We start from the raw sequence: 21,095 nt of genomic DNA, 5'->3' as shown, positions 1-21,095 counted from the left end.
GGTAATGAAAGTTATAAAAAGCAAATGGGTTTTTGCTATTCCAGTAATAATAATTTTATCGGCGGTTATTATATGGGCCGCTGGATTAAATGATGAAGAAAATATAATAGTTGGTATTGTTGAAATTGACGAAATCGATGTGGCATCAAAAATTCCTGGACGAATAGAAGAGCTTTATGTTCGAGAGGGTGATAAAGTTTTGAAAGGTCAGATTCTTGCAAAGTTGGAATCAAAAGAAATAGACGCAAAAATAGCACAGGCAAAAGGCGCGATGGAAGCGGCTAAAAGTAAGGTAGATATGGCAAATAAAGGCGCAAGGTATGAAGAAATAATTGCCGTTGAAAAACTGTACATGCAGGCAAAAGAACAATTTGATTTTGCGAATATAACAAAAAATCGTTTAGAAAATTTATATAAGGACTCGGTAATTTCCACTCATGAGTATGACGAAATAAATTTTAAATATAATACAGCAAAAGATCAGATGGAGGCGGCAAAAGCAAAATACGATTTGGTTTTAAAGGGAGCCAGAGAAGAAGAAAAAAATGGCGCGGAAGGATTATACCATCAGGCAGAAGGAGCTTACAATGAAGCAATTGCATACTATAAGGAATTGGAATTAAAGTCTCCGACTGACGGCGAAGTATCCAATAGAATTGCAGATCAAGGCGAAGTGATCGCAAGCGGATATCCAATTTTTACAATAATAAATCCAAGGGAATATTACGTTGTATTACAACTTAAAGAAAATGAATTGGGAAATTTGAAATTAGGTGATTCGTTCAAAGGAGAAGTTCCGGCATTAAAAAATAAATCAGTGGATTTTAAAATTAATTTTATTTCACCAATGGCTGATTTTGCATCATGGAAACCAACAAACCAAAAAGGCGATTTTGATCTTAAAACTTTTGAAGTTCACTTAAAAAGTGAACTTCCGATTGAGAATATTAGACCGGGAATGACAGTAAGAATTAAAATATAAAATAAAATGAATTTGAAATCGATAAACAAAATAATTATTCGTGAGTTTAAAAGGATTAAAGAAAGAAGAACTCTTTACCTTTTAGAAATAATCTTACCTTTGATTGTGTTCTTTTTATTTGCGGAAATTTATAAAGAAGAATTAGTTCACGATCTTCCAATTGCAATACTAGATAATGATAACACAAGTCTTTCAAGAAAAGTTACAAGATTAATTGACTCGTCACCGACAATGAATATAGTTGAAAATTTGTACTCGATTGAAAATATAAAATTAGAATTTAAAAAAGGAAATATTCAAGCAGCTTTTGTAATACCGAAAAAATTTGAAAAAGATGTTAAGTCGGGAAAAGGTACAACGGTGATAGTTTACAAAAACTCGACCAACATTTTGGTATCCAACTATATTTATAAAGAAAGCGCACAAATAATTAAGACCATTTCCGGTGGTGTTTTACTCAAAAAATTAAAATCTACCGGATTGAATAACGAAAAAGCATTCGCAGTAATTAACCCAATTAAAATTGAAACAGCCTCACTTTATAATTCAAATTACAGTTATGAAAACTATTTAGTTCCGGGCTTATTAACTTTTTCATTACAAATGATGATTATGCTTTCCGCAGTTATTGTAATAAGCTCTGAATTTTCCCACAATACATTTCACGAACTGGTGACGTTTGCCGAAAATAAAGCTTATAATATTCTGATTGGAAAAAGTATTCCTCATTTAATAATTCATGCTGCCTCAATAATCTTAATTATTGGTGTCGTTTTTCCTATTTACAATATTAAAATTAATGGATCTTACCTTTCATTGATATTATTAATGTTTGTTTTTGTTTTCGCTTCATTTTTGATGGGGCTATTCATTTCGGCAATTCTTAATGATCAATTTCTTGCAACAGAAGTCGCGGTTTTTATTAATACACCGGCATTTATTTTCAGCGGATTTACATTTCCCATTTGGGCAATGCCCCAAATTCATAGAATGTTTGCACAACTTCTGCCGTTTACTCATTTCTTAAACGCATTTTTAAAAGTTTATCAAATGGGTGCGGAAAATCATGATATTTACAATGAGCTTGCAGTGCTTGGCTTTTTTAGTATAATTTCAATAATTGGTATTCTCACAGCGTTACAATTTAAAATGCACAAACTAAAAGAAATTTATGAATCTGTAGTTGGTATGGGTTGATAAAATGAAAAGTTATAAATCAATAAAAAAAATATTTGTAAGAGAACTAAGATTAATTGCGAAAGATATAAATATTAGATCTGTTATTTTATTGGCGCCATTGTTTTATTCTTTCTTTTACGGATCAATTTATTATAACAAAGTTGAAAGCAATGTTGAAATTGCCATATTGGATTTAGACAATTCCGCAACAACACATAAAATAACAAGATTCTTTGACTCACATCCAATGCTCAAAATTGTAGATAATATTTCAAGTATTGACGAGGGCAATCAAAAACTTTTATCGGAAGAAATAAAAGGAATCATTTACTTTCCAAAAAATTTTGAGGCAAAACTGAAAAATGGAAAACCTTCAGAATTAAAAATTTATTTAAGCGGAACAAGATTTTTAGTTTCAAATGATTTGAACAAAGCGATTAATGAAGTTATCGGTTTTACAAACGCGTCTATAAGTGTAAAATATTTTGTAACCAAAGGGAACGGTTTTGAACAAGCAAAAGAACATATACAGCCGGTGAAAATGGACATTAGACCAATGTTCAACTTTACCGAGTCGTATGGTGATTTTTTAATTCCAGCAGTATTTGTTCTCATATTGCAGCAAACATTACTGATAGGTCTTTCTGAAAGCATGGCAAAAGAAAGAGAGTCAAATTCAATTAGAGAATTAAATCGGCTGGCAAATGGGAAACCAAATTTAATAATAAACGGCAAAGGAATATTTTATTTGATTTTGTTCGGTTCGTACTCTCTTTTTTTTGTTATCGTAAATTTTAACATATTTAAAATACCGAACAGAGGCGAGTTTTTTCCGATATTTATTCTTACCGGAATAATGTTAATTTCCGTAATTAACCTTACAATTTTTCTTTCGTCATTTTTTAAAAGAAAAATAATTTCACTGCAATTTTTAACATTGACATCATACCCGGTATTTCTAATTTCCGGATACAGCTGGTTGGGACAATCAATGCCAGCCTATTTAAAAATAATTTCAAATTTAATTCCCAGTACGCCATATTTCGCCGCATATACAAGAATAACACAAATGGGAGCGGGAATATACGATGTTTTGCCGGAGATGATTCACTTGGTTATTCTTGCTTTAATTGGATATGGGCTCGCTTATTTTAGAATAAATCATTTAATAAAAAATTCTTATGGGAACACACATTCCCAAGAATCGATTTTAAAAACAACTTAAACAAGAGGTTTAAAATGAAAAAAATAATTGTTGTATTAATTGTAATGTTTTCCGTTTCAAATATTTATTCACAATCATTAGGTTATTCTATTGGAGTAATTGGTTCACATTTTCATAATGATTCGAATGAAAATAAAATTAGTGAATCTAACAATCCTTATGGTTATGGACTTGTAATCAGCAAAGGATTAACAAAAGAATTTTCAATTGCGTTAACCGGTGAATATTTAGATGATAATTTAGAAAATGGATTTGGCAAAGAAAAAGATCTGCGATTTCATTTCACAGGTCTTCTGCATCCCTATGAATTCAAAAGCATACAGCCATATTTTTCAGGCGGATTTGTTTTCACACACAGAAATATTGAATACAATGATAATATTCAAAAATCGGATAATTCAAAAGATATTATCAACGCAAGATTGGGTGTTGGAGTTAATGTTCCGTTAATGTCAATGTTATTCATTAATGGCGATTTGGGAATGTACACCGACGGATACGGATATGTAGGATGGGGCAGCAGTTTGGGGCTAAGAATTAGCTTATAAAAAAATCAAGAACTCCATTCTTGATTGGTGTGGAAAAAGGTCATAATTATTCTTAGCTTTGCTTTTATCATAAAGCAATGAAAGAAAATTATGGCCTTTGATAATTTGTTAAATTTATTGAGCAACTTAAAAGAAGACACAGTGCCCGTTTGGGGTAAAATGACTCCTCAGCATATGATTGAACATTTGGTCTTAGCGGTTCAAACCAGCAATGGAAAGTTAATTATTAATAAATGTATAAGCCCGCCTGAAAAATATCCTTTAATGATTAGAATATTGCTTAGTTCTAAACCACTGCCGAAGAATTTTATTAATCCGGTTCTTGGCGAAGGATTACAGCCATTGGTTTATCCAAATTTAGAAACTTCAATTTTACGGTTAAATAATGAAATAAATGATTTTATTATTTATTTTGAAGAGCATCCCGAAGCTAAGATGCTGAACGCAACATTTGGTCCATTAAATTTTGAAGAATGGAAAATGTTTCACAATAAACATTTTACACATCATTTTACACAATTCGGTTTATTGGAAAGTAATTAATTTTAATACATTGTTTTACTTTCTTTCATATCCACCATTAATATTTTGATGTAAGAATAGTAACAAAATAATTACTTAGACATTTGTGCTGAAGACAAAATCATTTTTGTGAATATTGAAAGAAAAGACAAAATGAAAAATACCAAATAGAAAGAATTAAAATATTGACTTTAATAAATCTAATTTCCATTCATTTTTTACAATATCAAAAACCCCAAAGCCGGCGCCGAATTCCCAATAAATATAGCTGAAGTTATTTTTCTTTGCTGTATTAACAATTGTTTGATTCCATTTAATTCTTGATTTCATATCCGCTTTATGATAAGCGCCAAATTCACCAAGATTAATTGGAAAATTATTTTCAATTCCCCATTTTTTTATTTTGGAAAAATGTTTTTCAATTTTAAGGATTTCCTTGTCGGAAGCATCCCATAATTTTCCTCTGAAAAACTTGCTGAATTTTACCCACTCTGCTTCTTGGTGTGTAAAAACGAAAGGTTTATAATAGTGGAATGTTACAATTATGTTATCAACATTATCGGGAATTATAAATTTTCTAAACCCTTCAATATTATTCCATTTTGCCGGACCGACTAATAGAACCCGGTCTCTGTTTTTGTTTCGAATTATCGGTATTACGTTTTTTAATAATCCATTCCAAATTCTTGGAGTTAAAAAATAATGTGGTTCGTTTAATACTTCGAAAAGTAAATTTTGGGAATAATTTTTATAACGCCCACCGATTTGTTCCCATAAAAGATAAAAACCTTTTTCATATTTAAATGGATTTTTATATAGTTCATTAAAATGATGGATGTTAATAATTACAATTAAATTATTTTCCAGAGCTTGATTTATAACATCATCAATCCGAGCAAAAAATTCATTTTTAATTTTAAATGAAATTTTATCTGAAACGTGAGACGACCAGCGAATTGGAATTCTAACCGAAGTGAAACCGGCATCTTTAATTATTTTAAAATACTCAGGAAGGATTTTTAATCCCCACTCGCCTTCACTCGGCGCTTCCAAAGCGTTGCCAAGACTAATACCGCGGGCAATTTTAGTATTTAATTCAAAAGATTTTAGCATAATATTATTTTATAACTTGTTAAAATTACAAATTACGCTTATTATTATTTTAAATATATTTTGAGGATTTAGTGAACGCACGACACACATTTTTTTTATTTTTAATAATATTATTTTATTCATGTCAAACGCAAAAAGAAATTAAACCCGTTTCACCAGAATACAAGAAAGAAGTTGAGGACTGGCATAATAAAAGAATTGAAAATTTGAAAAAAGAATCCGGATGGCTTAATTTAGTCGGGCTTTACTGGCTTGAGGAAGGTGAAAATACAATTGGATCAAGCGATAAAAATAAAATTGTTTTCCCTAAAAACGCTCCAGCGGAAATTGGTAAGGTTATAAAAAAGGATTCATCTTTAATTTTTGAAAGCTACAATAACGTAAATGTTTTTTCCAATGGCAACAGAGTAAACAAAATAGAAGTTAAAAATGATATGTCGGGAAATCCGACAATATTTGAGTTAGATTCCTTTAGATGGTTTGTTATTAAACGCGAAGAAAAATTTGGAATTAGATTAAGAGACTTGAACGCCGATCTGTTAAAAAATTTTGAAGGCATAGAAAGGTTTCCGATTGATGGAGATTGGAAAATTAAAGCCGAATTTATTCCAAACAAGGTTCCAAAAGAAGTTGAAATACCGACAATTATTGGAACAATTGAAAAAGATTTCTCTCCTGGAAAATTAAAATTTTTAATTGATAAAAAAGAATTTACTTTAGAACCAACTTCAGCCGGAGATAAAATGTTTTTGGTTTTTGCAGATCTAACAAGCGGTGATGAAACATATGGGGCCGGAAGATTTTTAGTTATTGATAAACCTGATTCAAGCAATAATGTAATAATTGATTTTAATAAAAGTTATAATCCGCCATGTGCCTTTACTAAATTTGCTACATGCCCGCTACCTACAAAAGAAAATAAATTAAAAGTTAAAATAACAGCCGGCGAAAAAAATTATAGTGGGGGACACTAAATGTTGTTAAATTTTACTGTAAATGTGCTTCCGCATCCCTTTTCGCTTTTTACAAAAATTTCCGCGTTGTTTAATGCACAATATTTTTTTACCAGAGCCAAACCTAATCCGTTTCCTTCAAACTTTCTGGTATAACCCTGAGATTCTTGAGTAAAAGGGTCAAAAATCTCTTTTAAAAATTCTTCCGAAATCCCAATTCCAGTATCTGAAACGTCAACAAGTAAATAATTATCCAAATTATAAGACTTTATTGAGACTTTTCCCGATTGCGTATATTTTATTGCATTATCAACCAAATTGGTAAACAATTGACCAACCGAATAATAATCAACATTTACAAATGGATTTTTTGATTCATTGATTAAGCCGAATTCCAAACCTTTATTTACCGCATCAATTTTAAATTCCGAATAAACAGACCGCAGTACATCTTCTTCCAAATTTAACTCTTGATTAATAATCTCATAAGTTCCGGTTTGTATCTGTGACATATTTAAAATTGAGTCAACCGTTCTAATTAATCTTTGTCCGCCAATAGATATAGAGCGAAAAATATCGTCAAACTGTGTAAAATTCATATCAAGAAGTTCATCTTTCAATAAAGAACTGTAGCTTAAAATTGTATTTACAGGAGTTCTTATTTCATGAGACATACTCGCAAGAAAATCGGTTTTCAATCTATTTGACTTTTCTGCATTTTCTTTTGCAAATATAAGGTCTTCTTTATTTCTTTTTTGTTCAGTTATATCTCTAACATTTGCAAGTATAAAATCGTTGTTATCGATTGATATCTTTGTTAAAAAAACTTCAACCGGAAATACAAATTTATCACCCGGTCTCATTGCTTTCCATTCGAACAATTGATCTTCGCCCGCAACCACTTTCTGCCAATAATCTTTCACTTTATACATAGGGCTGTCGCTGCTTGATATTTGACTTATATTCATCGACAAAGCTTCATTTTTTGAAACGTTGTACAGACTTAATACTTTATCATTAACGTCAATTATATCACCGTTTGTATCGTGTATGAAAATAGCGTTATAAACATTATCAAAAACTTTTCTCAAGACTTCTTTTGTTCTTATTAAGGTGCTGTTTGCACGTTTTTGTTCGGTAACATTTCTAAGGTTTGCAAGTACGTAATTATTTTCTTTTATCGATAATTTTGACAAGTAAATTTCTATATCGTATAGCTTGTCATCCTTTAAAGAATTTGTTTTAATTTCAATTACTTTGTTTTCCCCTTGTAATACTTTTTCCCATTCGGATTTTAATTTTTCAAGGTTATAAGAGTCTTTAACTAAGTCGGAGATATTTAACGTTAGCGCATATTCATTTGTAATATTGTGAAAATCTAAAATTCTTTCATTAACTTTAATTATTTTTCCATATTCATCATGTATAATTATTCCATTATTGCCGCTGTTAAATATTGTAGATAAAACTTCCTCAGATTCTTTTAGATCCAGCTCAGCAATTTTTCTTTTTGTAATGTCTTCAACCGTACCTTCAAATATAATATTACCGTTTTCATCAATGTATTTTCGCGCGCTTTCGGAAATGTAAATTATACTTCCGTCTTTTTTTCTCCATTCAGATTCAAAACCAAGAATATTTCCGTTATTAATTAAATAAGGCTGAATTTTTTCATTATTTAATAGTTCAATAAATTCTTTTCTTCTATTGATGTCAACATATCCGTAAGAAATATTTCTGTTAAACTTCAAATCATCTTCGTCAATTCCAAGTATTTTAATAAACGCATTGTTTGCCATTAAAAGCTCGCCGGAAAATGATGTTTTATAGAAACCAATAGTAGCGTTTTCAAACAAACTTCTAAATCGCTTTTCACTTTCAATCAATTTTTTTTCAATAGAAGATTTGAACAAAGCAATCTCAATAGAAGTGTGAAGTTCTCTTACTTCAATCGGTTTAATAATATAAGCATATGGCGATGTAGCTTTTGCTCTTTGCAGAGTTTCGTTGTCTGCATATGCGGTCATATAAATAATTGGAATGCTGAATTTTTGACTTATTAAGTTAGCTGTTTCTATTCCGTCAATTTCACCGCGTAGATTTATATCCATCAAAATCAAATCCGGTGTATTATTTTCGACAGAAAGCAAAGCTTGCTCTCCGCTAAATACTGCATCAGAAACCAAATACCCTAAATCTCCAATACGGCTTTGTATTTCTAATGATACAATACTCTCATCTTCAACAACTAAAATTTTTGGCGGCGTCATACTTCCTTTGTTCTTACCTTATTTCTATCAATAAAAATTATTTTATATTCTGTACCGACACTGTTCTTTATCTGAAGCGTTCCTTCTATTTGCCCAACCAAACTATTAATTAACTGAAATCCCAAAGATTTAGTCGTTCTTTTTTCAAAATCCTGAGGCAGTCCAACTCCGTTATCCGAAATTGATAATTCATATTTTAAATCTTCAATTTTCTTTAACGATACAGTAATTCTTGGTTTTTCAATCTTGTAATTTTCCGGAAAGGCATATTTCATCGAGTTTGAAACAACTTCATTAATTATTAAACCGCAAGGAACAGCTGTATCTATATTTAACTTAACATCTTCAGAATCAACAATTGTTCTAATATGACTGTTATTTTTATAAGAATTAAAAATATAACTTGTCAGATTCTGAATATACTCTTTAAAATCGATATGTGAAAGTGTTTTAGATTGATAAAGTTTTTCGTGAACAAGAGACATTGATTTAACACGTGTCTGGCTGTCTTTGAATATATTTTGAATTTCTTCATTGTCAAACTTTTTACTTTGAAGATACAGTAAACTGGAAATTATTTGTAAATTATTTTTCACTCTATGGTGAATTTCTTTTAATAAGACTTCTTTTTCGTTAAGAGAATTTTGTAAGAGTTCTTCGCCTTTTTTTCTTATAGTAATTTCGTTTTCAAGAGCAATGTTGGATTCTGCCAACTCGGCGGTTCTTTCAATTACCTTTTTTTCTAAGTTAATTTGCGCTTCACCCAGAGCTTCTGTCATGGCGTTAAACGATTCAGACAATCCCTCAAGTTCATCGCCGGATTTTATTTCGGAACGTACGGATAAATTTCCCTGAGTCACTTTTTTTGTAACTTCATTTAAATGATGAATCGGTTTGCTTATTTTTCTTGCAATTAGAATTGAAGCTATTAAACCAATTAAAATTGATACAACCGAAGAAGAAATGGTTCTAAAATATATTTGTCTTATTCCATCGTTGTAGTTCTTTAAACTAAGTCCAATATGAATCCAACCCCATTCAATTCCAGAATAACTAAACGGATATTTATAATAAAAAACCTCATCCTTTAATAATGGTTCATAAACAAATTCTCCTTTTAAAGCATCTGAATTTTGTTCAATCCATTTTCCGCGTAAAGTATCCAAGGTCCAGCCGCTGTCTAAAATAACCAAAGAAAATCCGTCTTTTTTTGTAATTATAGTATATTGAATTGATTTACTTTCTTCAACAACTTTAATACAATGTTCAAGCGCAAAACTATAGTCTTCAGAGATAATCGCGGTAGCTGTAACTTGACTTATAGACGAAGCAATGTCTTTGGCTTCGGAATTCATTCTTTCAATTAGCATTTGTTTCTGAAAAGGAATAGTGGTGACAATAAAAATTGATAAAGTCACAATTATGAGCATCCAAGAAAGAAAAGTAATTCTAAAAAATATGGTTCTTCTTTTTTTCATTTTTCATTTTTTAATTTTTGATAATCATTCCAAAGTTCGCTTGTTCCGGCAAAGGAAGAGTCGCTATATGTGTAAGAACCAAGGGACTTAAGAATTTTACCCAGCTGCTTAATATTGGGCAAATTTTCATAATTTATAGATGCGTTATGAATAATTTCCTTTTCTGTTTTAGAAAAACTTTTAGGCAAACAAATTACTTCGTTTACCAAATTTTTTCTTTCGTAAATTTTATATAATGCTTTAGAGATTTGCGGGTTTAGTTCTTTAATTGCAAAATATGAAATACTGCTTATTATGCAGAAATCAGCTTTTTCAAAAAATACCGGCAGAATGCTTTGCATAGGTTTTTCAGTAAACTCAACTTTCTTAAAAAAATTATATTTATTTTTTGCTCCATTTTGCAGACATAACAAATCAAGCCAAAGTTCATTTATTATTTTAAACTTTCCACCCTGAACCATTATGGTTTTGCCTTTCAAATCGTTAAAACCCGAAATTTTATTTTTAGAATTTGCAAATAAATATAAATCGAAGGCTTTTTTATTTCCTGTATTTAAAATTACAATTGGTTCAAGCTCATATTTTTTGTCTAAGCTGTTTTCTTTAAAAATTACACCGCTTGTATAAATAATATCAACTTCTTTTTTTGAAATTGCTTCAACCAATTCGGCAGCATTGTTAAATAGGCTTACGCTAATTTTATCAACATCCTTAAAATTTTCTTTTAAAATTTCAGTCCATATTTCCAACACAGCTTGTGCATCTTTAACATTTACGTCTTCCAGCAATTCTTTAGACATTCCCAAACGGTAAAATTTTCTTAGTTTATTTTGAGCTACAGCGTCGTTTAATAAAAAGATTAAAAAAACAAGGAAAAAAAGAAATACGTTTTGAAATATTTTAAGACAATCGTTCATGTTATTTTTGATTTTTTAATTTATTATAATCTTCCCAAAGCTCAAGAGTTTGCTCAAGATCAGAGTTATTTATTTCATAAGATCCGTCAATTTTAAATATTTTATAAACTTGTGAGGTTTTAGGATTTGAATCTATATTATTGCCAAAATTAATTGCCAGATCTTTATATTTTTGTGCTAAGGTACTTCTAAAGCAAAAAAGATCATTTACTAAGTTTTTTCTTTTATACATTATTTTTAGCGTTTTTTTAATTTGAGGATTCATTTCTGACATAATATCAAATGTACTGCTAGTTATAATGGAAAAATCATTTTTACCAAAAAAAGTACCCAAAATTGTTTTAGATGCATTTTCTTCAAATATGATTTTTTTAAAGAAATTTTCCTTTTTTGTTATTCCGTTTGATAAACACAAATAATCGAGAAAAAGCTCACTAAGAGTTTTATACCTTCCACCCTGAACAACAATTGTTGAGTTTCGTAAATCATTAAAACTTTTTAAAGTTATTTCCTTTTTTCCAATAAATAAAAGATCAAAAGATTTTTTCTTGTTTAATAATGTGCCGTAATACGGCTCAATTTTTAAGGAAGACTTATGCATTAAATATTGAGGTACATTGAGAAACAAGTAATCGACCTTTTCACTGTTAATATCCTTTATCATATCATCAATATTTTTATAAATGAATGTTGAGGTTTGCAAACTTGTTATAAATCTTTCATGAATCATTTTAGCCCAAAGATCTATAATTACTTTTGCGTCTCTTATGTTTACATCATTAAACATTTCATTAGTAATTCCAATATTTGAATTGTGTTTTGTTTGAGCGTCTTGGGCAATTAAATCGCTGTAAATTGTTAACATTACAATCAATAAAGTTAGAATATTAATTAATGCCTTTTTACCGTATTTTTTTTTCATAAGCGAAAATGTGTTTAATTAAATCATTTTTTTATTTTATTGAATTTCTCTGTTAATATTTCAATTTCTTTTAAATACTTCTCCTCAAAAACTATTACATCTTCGGATTTAAATAAATTTAATATTTGTTTGCCGGAAGGCGTTTTGCCAAGCTTAGATGCTGCGATGAGCAAAGATTTTCTTAGATCGGGCTCAATCAATTTATTAATGCACATTAATCCGTTTACCAAAATTGGACTAGTCTCAATTACAACAAGTTCTTTTTTTAATTGCGGATTTAATTCTAACATTGTGTTATAAGACATTGAAGGAATAACACAAACATCTGCTTGATTAAAAAAAACCGGCAATAAAGCTTGAGAAGGCTTTTCAAATTCTCTCATTTCTTTAAAAAATTTATCAATTTTAATTCCTTTATCATTAAGAAAAACGGTTAACCACATTTTTGCCAAACGACCCGAAGTTTTTGCCGGAAGATTAATTATCTTATTTTTAAGATCTTCTATTTTATGAAAATTTTTATCTTTTTTTACAACAACAATAAAATCATATCCATGTTTTCCATTAATGGAAGTTATTAAATGCGGTTCAAGTTTTACTTTGTTTCTTATTGCCAAAAAATCCAGCGTTGGAATTGCAACCAAATCAACCTTATTATTATTTATTGCAGAAATCAGCTCATCGCTTGTTTCAAATATTGAAGTTTCCGGAGTTATTGTGGAGTTCATATTTTTTAATAATTCATTTCCCCACATTTTAATAGCGGCTTCCGCATCTCTAATATCAACATCATTAAAAAGTGAAATTGAGAAGCCAACATAAATTGGTTTAAGATTATTATTTTCAAGTTTTTGCTGTGCGAAAACGGAACTGTAAAAAAGTAAAAAAAGCACAAACGCCTTAGGTTGATTTTTCATATAGGCTAATCCAAATTTTTTCCAATGGTAAATTCTAATTCTGCCAAAGTTTCATAATATGTAAACTGAGCTTTATAATATTGAACTTTCATTACCGCTTCAAACAACTGAGCCTGTAATAAATCTTGAAGCTCAACAAGTTCACTTTGATAAGCTCTATCGTTTAATTCACAATTTTCTATGGCAGAAACCATTGCAGATTTTAATGTTGTCATCTGATCTGAAGCTGAAGAATATTCTACAAAAGCTTTTTTTACTAAAATTTCCAAACCGTTTTCTAATAGTTTTTTCTGACTTTTTATTTTTTCAAATCTATAATTTGCCTCATCAACTTGAGCAGATGCCCTAAAACCGTTAAAAATTGGCATTTGAACCCCAAGACCGACCGTCCATGAAAATTTATTAACGTCGGAAACCAATCCGTATTTATAATTATTTTGAACAAGATTTAGCGAACCCATTATTCCAACCTTTGGCAGATAACCGCTGTAAGCTTCGTCTACCTTATCTTCAAAAATAGATTGAGCAATTTCTAAAGTTTTCCAAGTAGGATTATTTTTATACGCAGTAATTAATAAATCTTCAAAATTATAAAAAGATTTTTTAAGCTCTAAACTATCACGCGTTACAGAAATATTATATTTTAAATTTTCGCCCAAAGCATTTAACAAAGCGGATTTTGCCAATTCTAAATTATGTTTAAAATAAAAATTTATTGATCTAACGTTATCTACAAGAATTTTGTTTTTAAGAAAATCCGTTTTTGAAACGGTACCCGAACCGTTAAGATATAGATTTTCAGTAAGTTCCAAAGTAGTTTCAAGTCTTGCCAGCGATTCATCACCAATTTCGGTAAGCTTTTGAAGTAGATAAACCGAATAAAATCTTTTTTTAACATCAGCAATAATTTGAAGCTCATTTTTTCTGGCTTCTTCTTGGGCAAGCACTAAAGCACTTTCGGCTTGACCAACCAAAGAAGAAATATATCCGCCGGTATAAAGCGGGTAGACCAATTCAATTGAACCCATGATTAAAGTTTTATCCATTAGCTTTATATTTTGTTCGGGAATTTCAATTCCTCCAAGTTCAAGTCCCGGTATTTGCAATGGAAGCTCAAATGTTGACGCGGGAAATATAAAGTTTGGAGCTTCGTCCATTGTGGAAACAGAAGCCGATAAATTTATTTGAGGCCAATAAGCCGAATTTGCTTGGCTTAATTGCGATTCAGATATTCCTATTGAATTTTTATTAACAGAATTTAACGGATGGTGTTTTAAGGCATAAGTTATACATGTTTGAAGATCTAATTCCTTATCAAAAGCGATATCTTGAGCAAAATTATGATTGATCAAGAATATAAAAAACAATAAAATAAATATGTAAAACTTATATTTTCCTTTCATAAAGATTCCAAATAATTTAAATAGTAATCAATTATCGAAAATCTTTTTCAATATTGTAAGTTTGTTTTTATAAATATTTAGTTTTAATTATTTGGTTAAATGTGGTAAACAGTCGATTCTTTTTTCAGTTTCACGGTGAAAGTACTTCCAATTCCTTTTTGACTTTTAACGGAAATCAATCCATTATTTAATTCTAAATATTTTTTAACTAAAGCCAAGCCGAGTCCGTTTCCTTCAAACGATCTTGTGTAACCCATTTCCTCTTGCCTAAAAGGTTCAAATAAAGTAGGAAGAAATTCTTCGGAAATTCCAATGCCCGTATCTGAAATTTCAACAATTGCGTAATCGTCATCGGAAGAAATGGAGATTTGAATTTTTCCGGATTTTGTATATTTAATGGAGTTATCAAACAGATTAATAAATAATTGGGTTAATGTATATGAATCTGCAATTATAAAAAAATCTTCAGAATCTTGAGTTAACTCAAAACGCAGGTTTTTTTGATTGGCAAAATGCTTAAACTCATTATAAATTGGTTTAATTAAATCGGACACCGAGACTTTTTCAAGTTTCATGTCATATGAACCAGCTTGAAACTGTGACATATTTATGATTGAATCAATTGTTCGAATTAATCTTCTGCTTCCGCTGTCAATCATCTCAAAAGAAGATTTAATGTCCCCGTTTACGTTTTCGCCTAAATCTGATTTAATTAGCGAAATAAAGTTTAATATTGTATTTACAGGTGTTCGGATTTCATGAGACATTCCGGCAAGAAATTCCGATTTTAATTTATTGGACATTTCTGCCCGTTCTTTTGCAATTATTAATTCATCGGCAGCTTTTTTTCTTTCAGTTAAATTTGTAATAATTGATACAATTATTTCTTCATTGCCGTAATTAATTATTGTTGAATTTACTTCAATAGGAATTTTATCTCCAAATTTTGTTATTTGTGAAGTTTCAAAATGATCAACACGATGTTTGGCTAATCTGGGAAAACCAACATTGTCCCAATAATTTTGTGTCCAATTTGGATCTATATCCGGGATTCTCATTTTTGTCAACTCATCAAACGAATAACCCAGCATTTGTACGGCAGCATTATTGACATAAATTATATCTGCGTTTTTACTTATCCAAAATATTGGAGCTCCGCTCATTTCAACGGATTTTTGCGTTATATACAGATTTTTGTGCGCTTCTTTTTGTGCTGTAATATCTCTTACATTAGCCAAAATATAATTTTTTTGATTTAAGAAAATTCTGGAAAGAAAAACTTCCACGTCAAAAACGTAATTTTCTAAAGGTCTTTTTGCTTTCAATTCAGTTAGAAAAGTTTCGCCATTGATTACTTTTTCCCACATTTTTTTTGCATTTTCAAAAGAATTGTTTTCATCCGCATAATCGGCAATGTTCAGTTTAATTGCGTCGGAAAATGAAATGTTGTATAAACTTAATACTTTGTTATTTACAGTTAATATATTTCCATGTTCATCATGAATAAAAATGGCGTTGTAAACATTATCAAAAACCATTTGCAGAAATTCTTGTGAATGTTGAAGTTCAAATTCCGCCATTTTTCTGTTTGTAATATCCTCAACAGTGCCTTCAAATATTAAGTTTCCGGATTCGTCAAAATCTTTTCTCGCGCTTTCGGAGATATAAATTATAGATCCATCCTTTTTGCGCCACTCCGATTCAAATCCGGCAATACTTCCGTGTTTTTTTACCTGATCAATAAATTCTGTTCTTCTTTGTGGAATTACATATCCATTAGAATTTAGATTTGAGTTTTGCATTTCCTCTGACGAATTATATCCCAGCATTTTGAATAATGCATTATTCACCATTAAAACATTTCCGCTTTCGCTTGTTCTGTAAAGTCCAAGCGTTGCATTTTCAAATAAACTTCTAAAACGACTTTCACTTTCGAGAAGATTTTTTTCCATTTCCTTTCTTGAGGAAATATCCTGTTTTATTGCTATAAAGTGACTAATTATATTAGAGCCATTTTCTGTGACTGGAGTAATAATCATTTCTTCATAGATTAATTCACCGTTCTTTTTTTTGTTTATAATTTCACCGCTCCAAACATTTCTATTTAATACTGTATTCCAAATGTTTTTGTAAAACAGAATATCGTGTTTGCCTGATTTGAAAATTCTGGGATTTTTTCCAAGCAGTTCGTCTCTGCTATATCCCGTTGATTGAGAAACCGCGGAGTTGCAGAAAATAATATTTCCTTTTCTATTTACAATCACAATACAATTGGCGGCAGATTCTATTGCTTTACTTTGAAGCATCAATTTTTCCTGAGCTTGGAATATAACTTTTTTACTCTCGCTTATTTTTTCGTTTAAGTCAAAATTTAAGTCAATAGAATTCTTAATCATTAATTGTTGAAAATACTCACGTCTTGAATAATATTCCAAAGAGTATGAAATTCCAACTCCTGCTATATTAGAAGCTAGAAGATAAAAGATACTTATAAAAGAAATGTGCTGATCCAAATCGATTACAAACTTTGAAAAGAAAAGATATATAAAAAATATTGAGAATCCGGAAATCATTGACCACAGATATCTTTGTTTTAGATAAACGTAACTCCAAAAATAAATTAAAATAAGACCAACATAATATGAATCGTTTAACTTTGGTGAGGCAATTACAATAAAAGAAATGTCAACAGTACCAACTAAAATTGTTGCTACGGATAATAACAATTGAGTATGGGTCGAATTTTTTAAATTGCTGGCATAAAAGGCTATAGAAACTATAAAAACTGATGTTAAAAAACGAACGATTAAAAATTTAGTTGAGAATTCTGGTATAAAGTACATATCAAAAGGAAAAAAAACGAGAAAGAATAGTGCGCCGACAATTGCCGAAATTTTTATTTGAAGTTTAGAATTACTTTGAAAATAGTTTAAATAATACTTTTCCAGCGGTTTTGGAAACCGTAAAAGTATTGGATGAAGTTTAACATCAATTTCTATTTTTTGATCTGAAGATAATTCCGATAGAAATATTTTGTCCCAATGAAATAGCTTTTCTAATATTTTTGAAACCAGGTTCAATATTTTATAAATTTTGTAAATGTAGTATTATCGAAAGATGAGTAAATAATTTAATTAGCAAATATGCTTTTATGATTTTCTACAATTTTGAAATTAGCTAAATTTGACTTGTTGATAAATAAATAGAAAATTGGATGAATATAAAAAACTACAAACATATAATATGGGATTGGAACGGGACAATTTTAAATGATCTTCAACTCTGTGTTGATATTGGAAATAATTTATTTAGAAAAAAAAACCTTCCCGAAATATCTGTAGAAAAATATAAATCCATTTTTACAATACCGGTTATAAACTATTACATTGCCGCAGGATTTGATTTTACTAAAGAATCCTTTGAGATTGTCGGTAAAGAATGGATGGATGAATATGAAGAAAGAAAATTTGAGTGTAAGCTTCACAATGGAATTATCGAGACAATGGAAAAGTTCAATACTTTGGAAAAAGAGCAATCGTTACTTTCAGCTTATAAACAAGATAATTTGATTAAAATGGCGGAACATTTTAATTTAACTAAATATTTTTCACATATTACAGGATTAGATAATATATATGCGGCGGGAAAAATTGATTTGGGAAAAAATCTAATGAAATCTATAGGAAACAAACCCGGCGAAGTGCTGATGATAGGAGATACAATTCATGATTTTGAAGTCTCGCAAGAAATTGGAGCTAATTGCGTATTAATTGCAAGCGGACATCAGAATTTTGAAACACTTAAGAAAACAGGTGCAAAAACATTTGAGAATTTAATAGAATTATTAAACTCTATTTAAGAGACAAGGTCTGTTAAGGTTTTTGTGCAATAAAATCAATAATTGCAGCTTTGCCTTTATGATGTTCTCCTTCATAAATAAACTTTTCGATGGAACTTAGTAATTTTATATTCAAAGACCCGAAATCATTTTTAATTATTTCTTCAGAAAACAACATTTCTTTATTCTTTGGTCCGCCGGAACTGTATTTCAACTGATCTTTTGAAAAGGCTTCTAAAATTAAAATTCCATTTGGTTTAATATAATTCAGCAATTTTAAGTGAACTTTTTTTCTAATATCTTCAGAGGGATGAACAAAAATTAACGCAATACAGTCAAAAAAATTTGACTGGCATTCATAGTTTTCCAAAGAACATAAAGAATAGTTTACGTTTATATTATTTGATTTATATAACTTTGTGGCTTTTTCCTTTGCAATTCTAGAAGAATCGAAAGCAAAAACATCCCAACCGAGTTGAGCAGCAAAAGCAGAATTTCTACCCTCTCCTTCTGCAGGAAATAAAATTTTACCAGGTTTAATTTCTGTTAAAGTTTCTTTTAAAAATTCATTAGGTTCTGTTCCGTAAACAAATTCTTCCTGAGAATATCTTTCATCCCAAAAGTTTATCATTAGCTAATGTCTTCTCTATTTTAATTTATCATGAAAAACTTTCTTGAACTTTTCCACTTTTGGAGTAATTACAAAACTGCAGTAAGGTTGAGATTTATTTTGTTCGTAATAATCTTGATGATAATTTTCCGCAGGAAAAAAGTTTTTAAACTTTGTAATTTCAGTTACAATTGGATCTTTAAATACTTTTGCAGATTCTAATTTCGTCTTGTATTCTTCCGCTACTTTTTTTTGTTCGTCATTATGGTAAAAAATAACTGATCTGTATTGAGTGCCAACATCTTCACCTTGACGATTTAATGTTGTAGGATCGTGCGTTTTCCAAAAGACTTCCAACAAATCTTTAAATGAAATTATAGAAGGATCGAATGTAACTTGAATAACTTCGGCATGTCCAGTATTTCCGGTGCAGACTTCTTTGTATGTCGGGTTTTCCTTTGTTCCGCCGCTGTAACCGGAAACAGCTGACTCAACACCTTTTAATTTTTCGAAAATTGTTTCGGTACACCAAAAACAACCGGTTCCAAATGTCGCGGTTTCATATTTATTGTTTGTATTCATAATTTTAGCTTTCTTCAAATTTTGAGCAAAAATATTTTCATTAAATGATAAGATAACAGTAATAATAAAAAATAATAAAGTGATTTTTTTCATATTAAATATCTTTCTAAAAAGTTTTGAGTGTTCTACAATAGTTTTTTAAAAAAGTTTTATATCTAAAAAAATAAATGCTAAAAGTGAAATGTCAAAGGTGAAAAGAAGGTAGCAATTAATCTAATTCAACCATCAATATAATACTTAATTTCTATTTAGATAAAAATTACAATTTAATTTTCGCTGAATATAAACTGTAATCCGTAAGTCAAAGCTTCGGGAGGACAACTGTAATGTGTCCCATTTTCAAAAATCTGCAATTTAATTTTCTTATCATTTTTTAATACACTTTTAATATTTCTCGTCAAATTTTGTATGGGAATTTTATAATCATGCTCACTCTCAAGTTCACCGAAGCTGACAAAAATCTTTCCACTATAATTATCTAAATTATTTGATGAACTTAACAATTGTTCAATATCATTTTTCAAATAAGGACTTCCGGCAATATAACCGTTAAATAAATTTATATTTTTAATCAAAGTATAAATTGCAAATAATCCGCCGAGTGAATATCCAGTTAAATATCTTTTATCGGAAGATTTATAATTTTTATCGATATAAGGAATTAATTCATTTTTAATAAAGTTTAAAAACTTCTCACCGCCGCCTGATAATTTTAACATTTCATTTTTTGAAATAGAATAATCGCGCTCTCTGTAGTTTATTTTATCATCGTTCATCATTGAGCCGTAACCAATTCCAACAATTATTATTTCCGGAACATCTTTTGCATACTGCAAATATCTAACAATGCTTGTTGCCATGTTGAAAGAGATGTCTCCATCAAGCAAATACAAAACCGGATACGATTTATTTTCTTTTTCATAATTTTTGGGAACACGGATATATAAGTAAAATGAATCTTTAACTTCTTCAGAAAAAAAAATTTTTAGTTCGGTGTATTTTGTTAAAACATCTTTTTTTGTTGTAGTATAATTAATTGAGTTGCAAGAAAGAAGAAAAAAAGGGAAAATTACGATTATTATTTTATAAAGTGTTTTTCTCATAGCTTTTTCAATTTTAATGGAACCAAGTAATGATTTATGTTTATAATTATCAAATATATATAAGAAAGGTTACAAATGAGCAAAATAATCTTTTTAATTTTATTTACAATTCTTTTATCAAATATAAGCGCACAGAAAAAAATGAAATACAATAAATTAACTCCCGAAGAACAAAAGGTAATATTGCATAAAGCGACTGAAATGCCTTATACCGGACAATATACAAACAATAAAGAATCCGGAACATATGTTTGCAAGCAATGCAATGCTGAGCTTTACAGATCAAAAGACAAATTTGATTCACACTGCGGCTGGCCGAGTTTTGATGATGAAATTCCCGGTGCCGTAACAAGAATTCCCGATGCCGACGGACGACGAACAGAAATAATTTGCAGCAATTGCGGCGGACATTTAGGACACGTGTTTCTTGGTGAAGGGTTTACCGAAAAAAACACGCGTCACTGTGTAAATTCTATTTCACTTAAATTTATTCCAGATAAGAAAAATAAAACCGATAAGTAGAATTTAAATTT

At 29.8% G+C, this 21,095-nt stretch carries 19 protein-coding genes; 8 read left to right on the top strand and 11 right to left on the bottom strand.

The genetic code is table 11. From position 1 onward, the window contains the following. Nucleotides 1-4 precede the first annotated feature (4 nt). From IPK06_13555 to IPK06_13535, 5 genes are all read left to right on the top strand, one after another. Entirely contained in the window at nt 5-982 is a 978-nt protein-coding gene (locus tag IPK06_13555) for an efflux RND transporter periplasmic adaptor subunit (protein MBK7981000.1), read from the top strand. Nucleotides 983-988: 6 nt separating this feature from the next. After that, the gene (locus IPK06_13550; protein ID MBK7980999.1) at nt 989-2,179 is read left to right on the top strand and encodes an ABC transporter permease; all 1,191 of its coding nucleotides are present in this window, start codon (nt 989-991) and stop codon (nt 2,177-2,179) included. Between the two features lie 4 nt (nt 2,180-2,183). Then, the gene (locus IPK06_13545) at nt 2,184-3,386 is read left to right on the top strand and encodes an ABC transporter permease (protein MBK7980998.1); all 1,203 of its coding nucleotides are present in this window, start codon (nt 2,184-2,186) and stop codon (nt 3,384-3,386) included. A 14-nt stretch (nt 3,387-3,400) separates the two neighbouring features. Beyond that, a complete protein-coding gene (locus tag IPK06_13540) occupies nt 3,401-3,934 on the top strand; it encodes an outer membrane beta-barrel protein (protein ID MBK7980997.1) in 534 nt (177 codons plus the stop codon). Between the two features lie 90 nt (nt 3,935-4,024). Further along, the gene (locus IPK06_13535; GenBank protein MBK7980996.1) at nt 4,025-4,477 is read left to right on the top strand and encodes a hypothetical protein; all 453 of its coding nucleotides are present in this window, start codon (nt 4,025-4,027) and stop codon (nt 4,475-4,477) included. 156 nt (nt 4,478-4,633) lie between these two features. On the opposite strand, the gene IPK06_13530 is transcribed toward IPK06_13535, so the two are convergent. Beyond that, the gene (locus IPK06_13530) at nt 4,634-5,569 is read right to left on the bottom strand and encodes a glycoside hydrolase family 5 protein (GenBank protein MBK7980995.1); all 936 of its coding nucleotides are present in this window, start codon (nt 5,567-5,569) and stop codon (nt 4,634-4,636) included. Between the two features lie 71 nt (nt 5,570-5,640). Between IPK06_13530 and IPK06_13525 the strand changes: the two genes are divergently transcribed. Next, a complete protein-coding gene (locus IPK06_13525) occupies nt 5,641-6,543 on the top strand; it encodes a DUF1684 domain-containing protein (GenBank protein ID MBK7980994.1) in 903 nt (300 codons plus the stop codon). Here IPK06_13525 and IPK06_13520 read toward each other — a convergent pair. From IPK06_13520 to IPK06_13490, 7 genes are all read right to left on the bottom strand, one after another. Further along, the gene (locus IPK06_13520; protein ID MBK7980993.1) at nt 6,540-8,792 is read right to left on the bottom strand and encodes a PAS domain S-box protein; all 2,253 of its coding nucleotides are present in this window, start codon (nt 8,790-8,792) and stop codon (nt 6,540-6,542) included. The genes IPK06_13525 and IPK06_13520 overlap by 4 nt on opposite strands. After that, a complete protein-coding gene (locus IPK06_13515) occupies nt 8,789-10,270 on the bottom strand; it encodes a HAMP domain-containing protein (protein ID MBK7980992.1) in 1,482 nt (493 codons plus the stop codon). Before IPK06_13515 ends, IPK06_13520 begins: the two co-directional genes overlap by 4 nt. Then, entirely contained in the window at nt 10,267-11,187 is a 921-nt protein-coding gene (locus IPK06_13510; GenBank protein ID MBK7980991.1) for a PhnD/SsuA/transferrin family substrate-binding protein, read from the bottom strand. Before IPK06_13510 ends, IPK06_13515 begins: the two co-directional genes overlap by 4 nt. 1 nt (nt 11,188) lies before the next feature. Then, a complete protein-coding gene (locus IPK06_13505) occupies nt 11,189-12,109 on the bottom strand; it encodes a PhnD/SsuA/transferrin family substrate-binding protein (GenBank protein MBK7980990.1) in 921 nt (306 codons plus the stop codon). Between the two features lie 23 nt (nt 12,110-12,132). Further along, nucleotides 12,133-13,026, bottom strand: a complete 894-nt coding sequence (locus IPK06_13500; protein ID MBK7980989.1) for a PhnD/SsuA/transferrin family substrate-binding protein — start codon at nt 13,024-13,026, stop codon at nt 12,133-12,135. 5 nt (nt 13,027-13,031) lie between these two features. Beyond that, nucleotides 13,032-14,429 (bottom strand): TolC family protein, encoded by a 1,398-nt coding sequence (locus IPK06_13495; protein ID MBK7980988.1) that lies wholly within the window; start codon nt 14,427-14,429, stop codon nt 13,032-13,034. 95 nt (nt 14,430-14,524) lie between these two features. Further along, a complete protein-coding gene (locus IPK06_13490) occupies nt 14,525-17,509 on the bottom strand; it encodes a PAS domain S-box protein (GenBank protein MBK7980987.1) in 2,985 nt (994 codons plus the stop codon). Between the two features lie 134 nt (nt 17,510-17,643). Between IPK06_13490 and IPK06_13485 the strand changes: the two genes are divergently transcribed. After that, nucleotides 17,644-18,288, top strand: a complete 645-nt coding sequence (locus IPK06_13485) for an HAD family hydrolase (protein MBK7980986.1) — start codon at nt 17,644-17,646, stop codon at nt 18,286-18,288. A 13-nt stretch (nt 18,289-18,301) separates the two neighbouring features. On the opposite strand, the gene IPK06_13480 is transcribed toward IPK06_13485, so the two are convergent. The 3 genes from IPK06_13480 to IPK06_13470 all read right to left on the bottom strand — a co-directional run bounded on the left by IPK06_13480 (nt 18,302) and on the right by IPK06_13470 (nt 20,562). Then, nucleotides 18,302-18,898, bottom strand: a complete 597-nt coding sequence (locus IPK06_13480) for a methyltransferase domain-containing protein (GenBank protein MBK7980985.1) — start codon at nt 18,896-18,898, stop codon at nt 18,302-18,304. A gap of 15 nt (nt 18,899-18,913) precedes the next feature. After that, nucleotides 18,914-19,552 (bottom strand): peptide-methionine (S)-S-oxide reductase MsrA, encoded by a 639-nt coding sequence (msrA, locus tag IPK06_13475; protein MBK7980984.1) that lies wholly within the window; start codon nt 19,550-19,552, stop codon nt 18,914-18,916. Between the two features lie 173 nt (nt 19,553-19,725). Continuing rightward, complete coding sequence (locus IPK06_13470) at nt 19,726-20,562, bottom strand: alpha/beta hydrolase (GenBank protein ID MBK7980983.1); 837 nt, start codon at nt 20,560-20,562, stop codon at nt 19,726-19,728. 75 nt (nt 20,563-20,637) lie between these two features. Between IPK06_13470 and IPK06_13465 the strand changes: the two genes are divergently transcribed. After that, entirely contained in the window at nt 20,638-21,084 is a 447-nt protein-coding gene (locus IPK06_13465) for a methionine-R-sulfoxide reductase (GenBank protein MBK7980982.1), read from the top strand. The last annotated feature ends 11 nt before the right edge of the window (nt 21,085-21,095 follow it).

Source organism: Ignavibacteriota bacterium (assembly GCA_016713565.1).
In the GTDB taxonomy this organism is placed as follows: domain Bacteria; phylum Bacteroidota; class Ignavibacteria; order Ignavibacteriales; family Melioribacteraceae.
Note: the sequence above shows the minus strand (reverse complement) of the source record. Positions and strands in the feature narration are given on the sequence as shown.